This is a genomic window from Streptomyces sp. NPDC060209, assembly GCF_042728155.1.
Taxonomy (GTDB): Bacteria; Actinomycetota; Actinomycetes; order Streptomycetales; family Streptomycetaceae; genus Streptomyces.
This window is the reverse complement of sequence record NZ_JBHWZS010000227.1, coordinates 1-13,955: the sequence shown is the minus strand read 5'-3', so window position 1 is coordinate 13,955 and position 13,955 is coordinate 1. Positions and strand designations below refer to the sequence as shown.

Genomic DNA, 13,955 nt, shown 5'->3' with positions numbered 1-13,955 from the left:
CTTACGGACACGCGGAGCGAGCCGAGCCGGTCCGGCTCGGCTCGCTCAAGTCCAACATCGGCCACTCCATGGCCGCTGCCGGAGTGGGCGGCGTCATCAAGTGCCTGGCGGCGATGCGGGCGGGCGAGATGCCCCGCACCCTTCATGTCGAGGGACCACTCAACTCACTCGTCGACTGGTCCGGCGCGGTGGACGTGCTGCGCGAGAACCGTCCCTGGCCGAGGCAGAACGAGGTCCGGCGCTGCGCCGTCTCCTCCTTCGGGGTCAGCGGCACCAACTCGCACCTCATCCTGGAGAGCTGGTCACAGGACACGGACGAACCGGCCGGATCCGGCGCCCCGACGGACGACGGCGGTCCCGAGGTCCTGACCGGTCCAGAGGTCCTGACCTTCTCGGCCAGGACACCCACGGCGCTGAGCGCCTATGCCCGCACGCTGGCCGACACCGTGCGAACGGAGCCGGCCGGTCTCTCCGCGATCGGACAGGCTCTGCGGACCCGGCGCGAGGGCTACGAGTACCGAGCGGCAGTCCTCGGCTCCGACCGGGACGAGGCCTTCGAGGCGTTGCGGACGTTCGCCGACGGCACGGAGGACTCCGCGGTCGTCCACGGCGAGGCGCAGCGCATCCGCCGTCCCGTGTTCGTCTTCCCCGGTCAGGGCTCGCAGTGGCCCGGCATGGCCGTCGGCCTGCTGGCCGAGTCGGACATCTTCCGGCTGCGGGTGGGAGAGTGCGCAGCGGCGTTCAAGCCCCACCTGGACTTCGACCTGATGGCCGTGCTCCTGGGCGAGGACACGGACGTGGACCTGGAGCGCACCGACGTCATCCAGCCGTTGCTCTTCTGCGTGATGATGGGCCTGGCCGACCTGTGGCGGTCCGTCGGCGTCGAGCCCGCCGCGGTGGTCGGCCATTCCCAGGGGGAGGTCGCGGCCGCGTGTCTGTCCGGTGCGCTGTCCCTGGAGGACGCCGCGCTGACCGTCGCCTGCCGCAGCCGTGTCCTCGAGGACCTCGGACGTGGCGGAATGGCCGCCGTGGCCGCCTCCGCCGAGGACGCCGCGGCGATGATCGCCCACGTCTCGGCCGACCTGGTGGTCGCCGCCGTCAACGGCCCCCGCTTCGTGGTGGTCTCCGGCGACGACGAGCCCGGCATCGAGCGGCTGCTGGAGCACTGCGAGGAGCACGGCGTCTACGCCCGCCGGGTACCGGCCAAGTGCGCCTCCCACTCGCCCGCCATGGAGGAACTCCACGAGCCGGTCACCGCGGGCCTTGCCTCTCTGACACCCGTCCCGTCCACGATCGCGATGTTCTCCACCGTCGACGGGGCCCGGGTGAGCGGTGACGAACTGGACGCCGCCTACTGGTTCCGCAATCTGCGTGGCAAGGTCCGGTTCGCCGACACGATCGCCGAGATCCTCTCGCACGGTTACGACGCCTTCATCGAGATGAGCCCCCACCCCGTCCTGACCAGCTCGCTGGAGAGCGTGCTCAAGGAGGCCGGCAGCACCGCGCCGGTGTCCGCCACGCTCAAGCGTGACCAGGGTGGCCACGAACGCTTCGTGTCCGCGGCAGCGGAGGCGTACGTACAGGGACACGCGATCGACTGGACCCGGCTGCTGCCGGCCGTACCCGCCTCGGCCGTCGCGGCCGTGGAACTGCCCACGTATCCCTTCGAACGGCAGCGGTTCTGGCTGGAGGCGGAAGGCGTCGGCCGGGTGACTTCGGCGGCGGCCCCCGCTCCCGCGCGGGCGGCCCCGGCCCGGACGGCCGCGGTGCGCGACGGCGGTCATCCGTTCCTCACCTCCGAGGTGGAGACCACCGACGGCACCGTGCTGCTGACGGGCCGGATCTCGGTGCGCAGCCACCCCTGGCTGATGGACCACCGGGTGGAGGACACCGCCCTGCTGCCCGGCACGGCCTTCATGGAACTGCTGCTGACGGCCGGCCGTGAACTCGGCTGCGGGCGCCTGGACGAGGTGGTGATCAGCGATCCGCTGCTGCTGCCGTTGGACGGCACGGCCGTCGAGCTCCAGGTGGGCGTCGCGCCGGCGGACGCCCGGGGGGCGCGTGCCGCCACGGTGCACTCACGTCCGGTCGGCGGCGACTGGGTGCGCAACGCCGAGGGCGTGCTGTGCACCGGGCAGGAGGGCACGGCCTCGGTGGATCTGACAGCGACGCCCGGCGCGACGGTGCTGTCGGCAGAGGAGATGTACCCGCGTCTGCGCGCACTCGGCTACGGCTACGGTGAGGCGTTTCGCGGGGTGGAGGGCGGCGAGCACCTCGGCGCCGACTGGGTACGTTCCCGGATCGCTCTCCCCGAGGCCGCACTGCTCAACCACAGCGGTTTCGCCGCCCACCCCGCACTGACCGACGCCGCGCTGCACGCGGCAGTGGCCTGCGGGCTGCTCGGGGAGGAGGAGGCCGGCCGGATCGCCGTGCCCTTCGTCTTCAACGGCGTACAGGCGTTCGCGGCGGACGGCGTCCAGGCCTGCGAGGCGCTGGCGTACCGGGTCGGCCCGGACGCCATCGCACTGACCTTGGCCGCTGCGGACGGCTCCGTCCTGCTGGAGGTCGAACGGCTGGTCGTACGCCCCTTGGCGCTCGACCGGCTCGGCACGAGCGGGCGGCCCGTCCGTGCCCGGCTCGACGCGGTCGACCTGGACCGGGCCGGCCTGTTCGCGACGGTGTGGCAGGAGACCGCCGGCGAGGCGTCCTCCGAAGTCCGGCTGTGCGTGGTCGGCGGGGACGAGGGCACGCTGCGCACCGCGTTGCGGGACGCCAACCGGGAGGGCATCTCGGTGGCGACCCTCGACGAGGCGATCATGATCGTCTCGTCCCTGCCCGGCACCTGGCAGGTCGTCATGGGCTGTGCGGCGGAGCGCGGCGGCACGGTCGAGCAGGTACACGCGGCCGCGGAGCGGACCCTGAACATCCTGCAGACCTGGCTGCGGGCCGAGACCCTGCACCCCAGCACCGTACTGACCTTCGTGACGCAGGACTCGGTCGCGGTCCCCGGCGACGGGACCTTCTCCCTCGGGGACGGCGCGGTCTGGGGCATGGTCCGCTCGGCCCAGACGGAGCACCCGGGACAGTTCCGCGTGGTCGACGCCGACACGGCCGCGCTCGGTTCGTCCGAAGCCCTGTTGGGGGCGCTGCGGCGCACCGAGCCGCAGCTGGCCGTACGTGCGGAGCGGGTCCTCATGCCGCAGCTCGCCCCCCACACCGCGAGCGGGGGCACCCGGCCCGATGTGTCCGGCGGCACCGTCGTCCTGACCGGCGGCACCGGCACCCTGGGCCGCGACGTGGCGCGTCACCTGGTCACCGAGTGGGGCGTCCGCTCCCTGGCGCTGCTCAGCCGCAGCGGTGAACGCGCCGCCGGCATCGAGGAGTTCTGCCGGGAACTGGCCGGACTCGGCGCCGAGGTGAGCGTCTTCGCGGCCGACGTGGCCGACGCCCACGACGTCCGCCGGGTGCTCGCGCGGATACGGGCGGCCTGCCCGATCACCGGTGTGGTGCACGCCGCCGGGGTGCTCGACGACGCGATCGTCACAGGCATGACCGCCGACCAGCTGCACCGGGTCCTGCGCAGCAAGGCCGACTCGGCCTGGCACCTGGACGCCGCGACACGCGAGGACGACCTGCGGCTCTTCCTGCTGTTCTCCTCCCTGTACGGGGTGCTGGGCGGCCCCGGCCAGGCCAACTACGCGGGGGCCAACACCTTCCTCGACCAGTTCGCCGCCTGGCGTACGGCCGAGGGGAGGGCCACCCGTTCCGCCGCCTGGGGCTTGTGGGCCGAGGCCACCGGAATGACCGGCCATCTCGACGAGAGCGATCTGTTGCGGCTGCGCCGCAACGGTGTGGCCCCGTTCGAGACGGCCGCCGGCCTCGCACTGTTCGACGCGGTCGCCGCCGGTGACGCCCCGGCCCTCGTCGCGGCCCGGCTGGCCGTGCCTGACGCTACGGGGCCGGGTGCGGCGGATGTGCCGTTCCTGCTGAAGGGCCTGGCCGGTGGACATGCCACGGCCACCCCGGTCGTGGCGCGCCCACCGGCAGCGGTACCCGTGTCCGTACGGCCGGGACGGCCCGCGTCCCGGCCGGCGGCCGACGACGCGGCCACCGACGGCGAGCAGCCGGGTGCCACGGTGCTCGCTCTGCTCCGCGCCGGGGACTCCTCAGCCGACCAGCGTCTGGTGGCGACCACGGGCCTGGTCAAGGACTGCGTGGCCGGCCTGCTGGGGGTGAAGCCCGAACGTGTGGACGCGCAACGCTCGTTCTACGAGATGGGAGTCGACTCGCTCACCTCCATGGAGCTGCGGGTCCGCCTCGGACGGGCCCTGGACATCCGGCTGGGGGCCACCGCGGTCTTCGACCACCCCACTCCGGAGGCGCTGGCCCAGTACGTGGTCGACCTCTTCGGCCCGCCGCAGCCGGACGGCGGACCCACGGCGGGAGCCGGCTCGCGCGGGCCGAGGGGCGAAGACGAGCCCACCGTGGACGGCCGGGGAAATGACGGAGCGTCCCCGGCGGCCCTCGCCGTGGACGCCCGCCCCGCGACCGTTGCCGCCCCGGCCCGACCCGACTCGGCGCCCTTCTCGCTGACCAAGCTCCAGGAGGCCTACGGTGCCGGCCGCGCGGGAGACTTCGAGCTCGGCAATGTGCCTACGGTCCTGTGCATCGAGGTGGACCTCACCGGCTTCGACGTACGGGCGTGCGAACAGGCCTTCCGACGGCTGGTGGAGCGGCACGAGATGCTGCGCGCCGTGTTCGACCCGTCGGGCAGCCAGCGGATCCTCGGCGAGGTGCCCGGATTCCGGATCTCCGTCGAGGACATCCGCCCGCTCGGCAGCGAGGAGCGCGCCGCCCGCCTGGCCGCGATTCACGAGGAGATGACCACCCACACGTTCGACACGAGCCGGTGGCCACTGGTGCTGGTACGCGCGACCCGGGTCGAGGACGACCTCACCCGGCTCCACGTGGCGATCGACGTGCTCATATCGGACGGCGCGAGCACCACCCTGCTGTTCAACGAATGGGCTCGGTGTTACCGGGACCCGGAGGCCTTGCTCCCGGAACCCGGCGCCTCGTTCGCCGAGCACGTCATGGCGGCCACCGCCTACCAGTCCTCGCCCGCGATCGAACCTGCCCGGTCCTACTGGCAGCAGCGGGCCGCGCACCTGCCACCCGCCCCTCGGCTGCCGTATGCCGTGCCGTTCTGCGACGTGGAGCGGCCGCGGTTCGGCAACCGGTTCATCCGCGTCGAGGCCCCGGACTGGGAGCGGTTCAAACAGAACGCGGCGGCCGCGCGGCTGACCGCCTCCAGCGCGATCCTCACCGCCTACTGCCAGGTGCTCGCCCGCTGGTCCAAGGTCCCGGAGTTCACGCTGACCGTCCTGGTCTCCCAGCGGTCCGCTTTCGCGGGAACCGACATGTCGGCCGTGGTCGGCAACTTCTCCTCCACTTCCCTGCTGGAGGTCCGCATCGACGAGGCCGCGCCGTTCCGCGAGGCCGCCACCGCCATTCAGCGGCAGCTGATCGAGGACATGGAGCACGTGGCGTACACCGGGCTCGACGTGCTGCGCGACGTGGGCCGGCTGGACGGTGAGGCGGGTCGGGCCAGGATGCCCGTGGTGTTCAACAGCACCTTGGGCGGTGGGCCTCCGGCGCCGGGCGCCGAACGGACTCCGGGCCCGATGGGCGCGCTGTGCCTGCTCGGCGACTCGGGGACCCCCGTGTGGAGCGGGGTACGCACGCCACAGGTGGTCCTCGACCACCAGGTGTTCGAGGAGGACGGCGCGCTGGTCCTGAACTGGGATGTGGTCGAAGAGGTGTTCCCGGAGGGTGTCGTGGACAACATGCTCGCCGCTTACGAAGGGCTGATTCGTGAACTCTCTGCCTGAGCCCGTGCTCGACACCTTGTGGAACCGGCCCACGTGGGCGGGACACGCCCCGGACCTTCCCGCTGCGGCCACCGCCTCCGATCCGGTCGCCTCGCTGCCCGCGGACGCCGTGCTGCACCGCGCTTTCGTCGAGCAGGCCGGAAGGACGCCCGAGGCCCTGGCCGTGGTCGCTGCGGACCGCACGCTCACTTACGGGGAACTGGCGGCCGAGTCGGCCCGGGTGGCCGCTCAGCTGACGTCGCGCGGCCTGGGTCGCGCATCACGTGTGGCCGTGGTCATGGAAAAGGGCTGGGAGCAGGCCGTGGCCTGCCTCGGCATCCTGCGCGCGGGCGCCGCCTACGTCCCGGTCGACCCCGGCTGGCCCACCCGGCGGGTGGCCGATGTCCTGGTCTCGGCCGGGGTCACCGAGGCGCTGACCCAGCCGCGTACCGCCGGTGGGGTGGTGTGGCCCGAGGGCGTCGGGGTCACGGCGATCGAGGCGTCCGGTGGGGACGACGCACCGCCGTCCGCGGTCCGGGACGTGGAGGTCGGACCGGGCGATCTCGCGTACGTCATCTACACCTCGGGCTCGACCGGGGTGCCCAAGGGCGTGATGATCGAACACGGACCGGCCGTCAACACGGTCCAGGACGTCAACGACACGCTCGGGTGCACCGCCGAGGACCGGGTTCTGGCCCTGTCGGCGCTCAACTTCGATCTCTCGGTGTACGACCTGTTCGGCCCCCTTTCGGTGGGCGGCGCTGTGGTGATCCCCGCGCCGGACGACGCGCGCGAGCCTGCCGACTGGCTGCGCCTGATGGCGGAGTGGGGGGTGACCGTGTGGAACAGCGTGCCGGCGCTGATGGCCATGCTGACCGAGTACGCCGGTTCCGCCCCGGCCGCCGACCTGCCGGCATCGCCGCTGCGTGCCGTGTTGATGAGCGGCGACTGGATCCCGGTGAGCCTGCCGGGCGAGGTGCGCGCGCTCTTCCCCGGGGCGCGGCAGTGGTCCCTCGGCGGAGCCACCGAGGCCTCCATCTGGTCCATCCTGCATCCGATCACGCCGCAGGACTCCGAGCTGCCCTCGATTCCGTACGGCCGGGCGATGCGCAACCAGCACGTGTACGTAGGTGACGGGCTGATGCTGCCGCGGCCCTGCTGGGTTCCCGGCGAGATCCTCATCGCGGGGGCAGGCCTGGCCCGCGGCTACCTCGGTGACCCCGAGCGCACCGCGCGCAGTTTCCCGACCGACCCGGCCACCGGCGCCCGCCGGTACCGGACCGGGGACTGGGGGAGGTTGCTGCCCAGCGGCGAGATCGAGTTTCTCGGCCGGGAGGACATGCAGGTCAAGGTCGGCGGTCACCGGATCGAGCTGGGCGACATCGAGGCGGCGATGCTGGCCTGCCCGGGAGTGCGGGGGGCGGTCGCCGGTACGCACGGTGAGCGCAACCGGGCCCGCCTCACGGCCCAGGTGCTGCTGGAACCCGGCGCCGGGCTCGCCGCCGCAGACCTCAAGCGACTGCTGACCGAGCGGGTCCCCGCGTACATGGTGCCGACGACGGTGACGGTTCGGGAGTCCTTCCCACTCACCGTGAACGGCAAGGTCGACCGGGCCGCGCTGGCCGCCCTGGCGGAGGACACGGCCGTCGAGCAGCAGATGGAGGCGCCCGCCGATCTCGAGGAGAAGCTGCTGCTGGGTATCTGGCAGGACTTCTTCGCCGTGCAGCAGGAGTCCGCCGAACTGTCGGTGACGGACAACTTCTTCGAGCTGGGCGGCGACTCGCTGGGGGCCGTCCGCCTGATGTCGGTCCTCAGGCGCGAGACCGGCGTGCGACTCCCGGTGTCCGTGCTCTTCGGGGCGCCGACGGTGCGGGACTTGGCCCGGCGGCTGCGCACGGCCCGGGAGGAGACCGGCGAAGACCGCGGGCGAGCCGTGGTGGTGCCTGTCCGCACCACGGGTGAAGCGGTGCCGCTGGTCTTCGCCCACCCGGTGGGGGGCGACGTGCTGTGCTACGTCGAGCTGAGCCGGGCCCTGGGCGAGGAGCAGCCGTTCTACGCACTCCAGTCACCGGATCACGACGGTGCCGCCCCCACCCTCGGGGAGCTGGTCCACGGCTACGCCGATGCCCTCGTCCGCGAGGTCGCGAGCGACCGGTACCGCCTGGGAGGGTGGTCCATGGGCGGGGTGCTGGCGCTGGAACTGGCCCGGGAACTCATCGCCCGCGGCCATACGGTCGATCTGGTGGCCGCGGTCGACGTCCTGGAGACCCCGGAGGGGCTGGCTCGCGCCGAGATCAGCCGGGACCGGCTGCTGGGCCGACTGGCCCGCGACCTGGCCGGACTCACCGGGACTGAGTGGCCCGGCGATCCGGGCCCGTTCGATTCACTGCCCGAACTGTACGAGGCGGCGCGCGCGGCCGGAATCCTGCCCGCGGACATCGCCCTCACGGAGTTCGCAGCGATCGACGCACGGTTCCAGGCCAACGCGCGAGCGCTGTACGGGTACCGGCCCGGCGCCCCGCTCCAGGGCCCCCGGGTGCACTTCCTCCAGGCGGAAGGGGGCGGCGGTCCGGAGGCGGCGGAGGGCTGGCGTCCGCTGTGCGACGGGGAGTTCACGCAGGAGGTGGTCCCCGGTGACCACTTCACCGTGCTCAGGGGCAAGGGCGCCCAGGTCGTCGCGGAGCGACTGCGGCAGGTCCTGAGCGACGCGGACGCCACCGCCGCGCGCTGAATGATGCCGTGTGCCCGGCGGCACGCCTGCCGGGCACACGGCCTGCTGCCGGGGCCGTGGCCGCAGCCCCCGGCAGCCCCTCGGACGTCCGTGGGGCATGCGCCGCCGGGACGGTCCGGTGGTCCGGGCCCCGGTCCGACGGGCGCTGACCTGCGAGGGACCGGGAGGGACGAGGGTGCCAACAGGGCTGCCCGTGAACGGCCTTGAGCCGTAAACTCCGCGATCATGACCTTCGAAACGGTGTACGCCGACGCGCCCTCCCCCGACGGGCCCGCCCTCTTCCCGACCATGTCCACCATGCGCGCCATGCGCCGCCTCAAGCCGGACGCCGTCCCGGACGAGACGATCGACCAGCTCATACAGGCCGCCGTCTGGGGACCGAGCGGCGGCAACATGCAGTGCTACGAGTACGTGGTCGTCACCGACCGCGCGGTGATGGCCGACCTGGCCCCGCTCTGGAAGCGGTGCGTGGACGCCTACCTCGCGACGACGGGCAAGTACGCGCCCAAGGGCATGGACGACGCGGCGTACGGGCGGATGGTGGCGGCGATCGAGCACCAGCGCGACCACTTCGCGGACACACCGGCACTGATCATCCCCTGTTACAAATTCCCGGAGCCGCAGTTCGACGAGGAGGGCCTGGGCGTCTACGCCGAGTCGCTCGGCCCGGCGGGTCTCGAGCACATGACGAACACGCAGACTCGCTTCCAGGCGCTCGCGGAGGGCTCCTGCGTCTATCCGGGCGTCCAGAACATCCTGCTCGCGGCGCGGGCGCTGGGGCTCGCGGCCAACCTCACCATCTGGCACCTGATGCTGGAGCAGGAGTGGAAGAAGGCCCTCGGGATCCCCTCGGACACGCACACCTTCGCCGCCATTCCGGTGGGGTGGCCGCAGGGCAACTTCGGACCGGTCCGCCGCCGCCCGGTGGCCGACGTGATCCACCGGGACCGCTGGTAGTCACAGCATGGCGCCGTCACCCTCTTCGGGGGGTGACGGCCCATCTGACGGGCGCTGCCCGACAGTCCAACTCCATTGGAGTGAAAGGGATTTGGACACGCGAAGGCGTCATTGTCATGCCCTGGGCAGATAGATAGTGTGCGAGCTCAGCGGCCCTCGGCAACCCACCCCCACCGGGTCCGGCGGGCCCCCTCTCCCCCACAGACCTGGAGCAGGTATGCCCCGACGCCCCGCAGGCCACACCCGAGGCCGCGCAGCCGTTCTGGCCTCTCTCACCGTCACCGCCCTCGTCGCCGCCGGCCATCCGTCCGGTGCCGCACCCGCTCCCTCACCGACCGACGCGGACTCCATGAACCAGGCCTTCGACCGGGCCGCCGCGGAATACGACGTACCGCGCGACCTGCTCGCCGCCGTCGGCTACGGCGAGACACACCTGAACGGACACGCCGGGCGCCCCAGCCAGGACAACGGCTACGGCGTGATGCACCTCGTCAGCAACCCCGTCAACCACTCCCTGGAGAAGGCTTCCACCCTGACGGGTGAGTCCACGGCCGATCTGCGCAAGGACACCGGGACCAACATCCTGGGCGGCGCCGCCGTCCTGCGGGACCACGCCGACGCGCTGGGCCTGGACAAGGCCGAGCGGGCGGACATCGACGCCTGGTACCCGGCCGTGGCCCGCTACAGCGGAGCCGAGGGCGCGATCTCCGCCCTCTACGCGGACACCGTCTACACCTTCCTCGCGGAGGGCCTGCGAGCCACCGTGGCCGGGGGCGAACGGGTCTCGGTCACCTCCCGCCCGGTCTCCCCCGAGAAGGGCCCCCTCGCGAAGGCCGAAGTCACCACCCAGAGCCCGGACTACCCTCCGGCACTCTGGGTGGCCGCCAATTCCGCCAACTTCGCGACGGGCCGTACGGCGACGGTGGACAAGGTCGTCATCCACGTCACGCAGGGCTCGTACGCCGGGACCATCAGCTGGTTCCAGAACGCGACGTCGAAGGTCAGCTCCCACTACGTGGTCCGCTCCTCGGACGGCCAGGTCACGCAGATGGTCCGCGACAAGGACACCGCGTACCACGCCAAGACAGCCAACGCCTCGTCGCTCGGCATCGAGCACGAGGGCTTCATCGACGACCCGTCGTGGTTCACCGACACGATGTACCGCTCCTCGGCGGCACTGACGAAGTACCTGTGCGACCGGTACGGCATCGCCAAGGACCGGTCGCACATCATCGGGCACAGCGAGGCCCCCGGCAACGACCACACCGACCCGGGCGCCAACTGGAACTGGACCTACTACATGCAGCTCGTCGGCGGCTCCGCCGGTGGGGCCGACGGGCTGAGCTTCACGTCGTACACGGCCCAGAAGAAGGGCTCGACGGGTTCCCAGGTGAAGGCCCTGCAGACACTGCTCAACCAGCAGGGTTACGAGGCCGGCACCGCGGACGGCGTCTTCGGCTCCGCCACCGAGAGCGCCGTACGGGCGTTCCAGACCGCGCGTGGTCTCGGCGCCGACGGCATGGTCGGCCCGAAGACCTGGACCGCGCTGCTCTCCGCAGGCACCACACCGACGCTCACCTCGGGCGCCTCGGGCGACGCGGTGAAGCGACTGCAGCGGGCACTGACCGCGGCGCTCGGCAGAACAGTGGCCGCCGACGGGGCCTTCGGTACGAACACGGACAAGGCCGTCCGCGACTACCAGAGCGCGCGGAGCCTGGAGGCCGACGGCAGCGTCGGCCCCGACACCTGGGCCGCACTGCAGTCCGGGCTCTGATCCCCACTCCCGTGCCTGCCCGTTGAGTACCCGTACTCATGTCCCGGTCCCACAGCACCGGGACGATGACGAGCAGGCGCGGGGCGCCTTCGCGGCGTGATGGAGGGGGACGGCCATGGGACGGTTCGTGGGGGCGGTGCTCGCGGCGGCGGTACTGGCCGGAGCACTCGCACTGGCCTACATATCGGGGGTGTCGGCCTCGCTGCTGCTGGGCGCGGCGGCGGGAGTGGCGAGCCTGCTGTGGCTGCTCGTCCTGCTGACGGTTCCATGGAACCTGTACTTCCGGGCACATGCCGTACTGGCGGAGATCGGTGTCAGCCGCGCGAAGGGCCTGGAGGTGTCGCAGGAGCGGGACGCGGAAGCGGCCAGGATCGCGCGGATGATGCTCCGGGTGGCCGTGGGCGGGCATGCCCTGACAGCGGCTCTTGTCGTGGCGGTCACAGCTGCCACCGGTGCCGTGACGGGTTACTGGTTCGCCGGATTCTTCCTGCTCAGTACGGTATTCCGGCCTGCGGGAGCCTACTTCGGACAGCTGCGACGACGTCTGGGCACACTCCTCAAGGACGTGACGTTCCCGCGTGACGACGTGCTGGAACTGCGCAAGCGTGTCGATCACGTCCACGACGGCACGAGGGCCCTGGAGGCGAGGGCCGAGGAGCAGTACCGGGCGCTCGCCGAGGTGCGGCGCACCATGGACGCGCTGAACGTCTCCGCCCACGGCCGGGCGGACGACGCCGACCGCAAGATCGCCGCGCTCGCCCGTGAGTTCGAGGCCACGGTCGACCGCCTGACGGACAACCAGGAGATCATCGCCGGACTGAAGGCGTTCCTTCGGCTGCTGCGGACGGACGACAGCCCGGCCTGACACCCGTCCCCCCTGCCGGCAGCTCTTCCCGCATTCCACTGGTATTGGAGAGTGCCACTCTCTAATATGGAAAGCAGACAGCGCCACTATCCATACTGAAGGTGAGTAGTGCGATGCCGACTCTGCCGTGGGTCACCCCCCAGCCACCCCCCTCCGAAGGCACGACCGTCGTCATGGCCTCGCGCTTCGAGGTCCGTTCCCTGCGCGATGTGCCGCGCTTCCTCCTGAAGTCGCTGGTCGCGTGGAAGCAGGTGCGGTCCGCGCCGGGGGCCTTCGGCGCCTCGCTCGTCGCCCGGCCGGCGAAGCGGGTGTTCCTCACCCTCTCGGCGTGGGAGAGCCGTGACGCGCTCTACGCGTTCGCCGGGACGGAGCCGCACCGCGGCATCATGACCGCCCTCAAGCCCACGATGCGCTCCTCGACGTTCACCTTCTGGGAGGTTCCGGTCGGCCGGCTGCCGATCACCTGGGACGAGGCGAAGCGGCGTATCGAGGAGCAGCGGGGGGCCGACGCCGAGGCCCGGGGAAACGCGACGCCCTGACGCCGTCCCGGCCGCCCGTGCGCTCCGGAGCGCACCCGGAGGGCACGGGTACGCCTTCCCCCGCACCACGCCCACGGGCGAGTCTGGGCCCTGTCGGCACCTGCCGACGGGATTCGGAGGGCGGTCGGACATGGCTCGTACGCAGTCGAAGTGCGGAGCACTCACCCAGAAGGGCACGCGCTGCCAACGGCTGGCGATGAAGGACGCCTCACGGTGCGACCGGCACCGGGGCGACTGGTCGAAGTACACCGTCGCACGGCGCAAGGCACGGGAGAAGGCGGCCCGCCGCCGGTGAGAACCCCCTGCTTCCCAGGTCGGCGCCGTGCAGAATGGGCCGATGAGCGCCGACCTCCCGCAGGCCCGGACACGCGCCCTGAGGCATGTGGCCTCGCTGTCGACGGGCCCGCCCCTGGACCCGTCCCTGCGCGTGACACTGAACTTCCACCCTGACCGCGTCAGCGGTGGCCGCACGGTCCTGGAACGGCTTGCCGAGGACGGCGTGTACGTCTCCCAGTTCGTCACGGGCACCAGCAACGGCGGACTCACCGCTCACCCCGGCGGCGACCGGTGGCGCTGGGAGAGCCGGATCTTCGGCGGCGCCTACGACAGCGCGAGCGCTCACGAGCGGCCCGTCTACGGGGCGTTGGACTTCCGCCGCTCCCCCTACGGTGCGGCGCCCCGGTTCGGCTCCGCGCATTTCAGGCTGAGCGCCGAGGCCATGCCCCTTGCCACGTTCTGCTACCCGGACAGCTTCCTCGAGCCGTCCGACTTCGGTGTGGCGGCGACCGGGAGCCGGCTCGTCGCGCTCGCCGAGGCGGACGGCCGGGACGCCCTGGACGACTACATCGAGGCACAGGTCCACGGCCCCGTCCGGCTCGACCGCCATGTGGAGGCCCTCGTCCTCGACCCCTGTTTCCGGGACACGGCCGTGGAGAGGGCCGCCCGCGCACTGCCCTGCCCTGTCGAGTGGCACGGTGGATTCCGGCTCGCAACCGAGGAGTTGAGGCGCCACCCGGGATACCGGGGCCCGGAGTACGTCGAGCTGGGCGAAGCTCTCGCCGTCGAGGGGTTCTTCGACGCCCGGATCATCGGTGAGGCGGCCAGGACGGGGCGGCACGATCCGCAGGACCTCAAGCGGGTGTGGCACTGTCTGGCGCGCTTCGGGCGGTGAGCCTGCCGCACGACGCGGTGGTCCCGCACCCCACGCGGGATGCGGGAC

The 13,955-nt window shown here is 72.0% G+C and carries 8 protein-coding genes; all 8 read left to right on the top strand.

What is annotated here, in order from left to right:
- Positions 1 to 5,891 (top strand): SDR family NAD(P)-dependent oxidoreductase (locus tag ACFWFI_RS31590; protein WP_387396809.1); only part of this gene is annotated, 5,891 nt, incomplete at its 5' end.
- Positions 5,875 to 8,601 (top strand): amino acid adenylation domain-containing protein, encoded by a 2,727-nt coding sequence (locus tag ACFWFI_RS31585; protein ID WP_387396807.1) that lies wholly within the window; start codon positions 5,875 to 5,877, stop codon positions 8,599 to 8,601. The genes ACFWFI_RS31590 and ACFWFI_RS31585, both read left to right, overlap by 17 nt.
- A gap of 225 nt (positions 8,602 to 8,826) precedes the next feature.
- The gene (locus ACFWFI_RS31580) at positions 8,827 to 9,558 is read left to right on the top strand and encodes a nitroreductase family protein (protein WP_387396805.1); all 732 of its coding nucleotides are present in this window, start codon (positions 8,827 to 8,829) and stop codon (positions 9,556 to 9,558) included.
- 217 nt (positions 9,559 to 9,775) lie between these two features.
- Positions 9,776 to 11,332, top strand: a complete 1,557-nt coding sequence (locus ACFWFI_RS31575; protein ID WP_387396803.1) for a peptidoglycan-binding protein — start codon at positions 9,776 to 9,778, stop codon at positions 11,330 to 11,332.
- Positions 11,333 to 11,447: 115 nt separating this feature from the next.
- Positions 11,448 to 12,197 carry a hypothetical protein gene (locus ACFWFI_RS31570; protein ID WP_387396801.1) on the top strand — a complete coding sequence of 250 codons (750 nt, stop codon included), beginning with the start codon at positions 11,448 to 11,450 and terminating at the stop codon, positions 12,195 to 12,197.
- A 113-nt stretch (positions 12,198 to 12,310) separates the two neighbouring features.
- Positions 12,311 to 12,736, top strand: coding sequence for a DUF3291 domain-containing protein (locus ACFWFI_RS31565; RefSeq protein ID WP_387396800.1), 426 nt, complete (start codon positions 12,311 to 12,313; stop codon positions 12,734 to 12,736).
- 130 nt (positions 12,737 to 12,866) lie between these two features.
- The gene (locus ACFWFI_RS31560) at positions 12,867 to 13,031 is read left to right on the top strand and encodes a hypothetical protein (RefSeq protein WP_387396798.1); all 165 of its coding nucleotides are present in this window, start codon (positions 12,867 to 12,869) and stop codon (positions 13,029 to 13,031) included.
- Between the two features lie 42 nt (positions 13,032 to 13,073).
- Positions 13,074 to 13,907 (top strand): DUF3626 domain-containing protein, encoded by an 834-nt coding sequence (locus ACFWFI_RS31555; RefSeq protein WP_387396796.1) that lies wholly within the window; start codon positions 13,074 to 13,076, stop codon positions 13,905 to 13,907.
- Positions 13,908 to 13,955: the final 48 nt, after the last annotated feature.

Excerpts from the sequence above, each read along its gene's own strand:
- ACFWFI_RS31580 (WP_387396805.1), top strand. The coding sequence starts at position 8,827 with ATGACCTTCGAAACGGTGTACGCCGACGCGCCCTCCCCCGACGGGCCC.
- ACFWFI_RS31575 (WP_387396803.1), top strand. The coding sequence starts at position 9,776 with ATGCCCCGACGCCCCGCAGGCCACACCCGAGGCCGCGCAGCCGTTCTG.
- ACFWFI_RS31570 (WP_387396801.1), top strand. The coding sequence starts at position 11,448 with ATGGGACGGTTCGTGGGGGCGGTGCTCGCGGCGGCGGTACTGGCCGGA.
- ACFWFI_RS31565 (WP_387396800.1), top strand. The coding sequence starts at position 12,311 with ATGCCGACTCTGCCGTGGGTCACCCCCCAGCCACCCCCCTCCGAAGGC.
- ACFWFI_RS31560 (WP_387396798.1), top strand. The coding sequence starts at position 12,867 with ATGGCTCGTACGCAGTCGAAGTGCGGAGCACTCACCCAGAAGGGCACG.
- ACFWFI_RS31555 (WP_387396796.1), top strand. The coding sequence starts at position 13,074 with ATGAGCGCCGACCTCCCGCAGGCCCGGACACGCGCCCTGAGGCATGTG.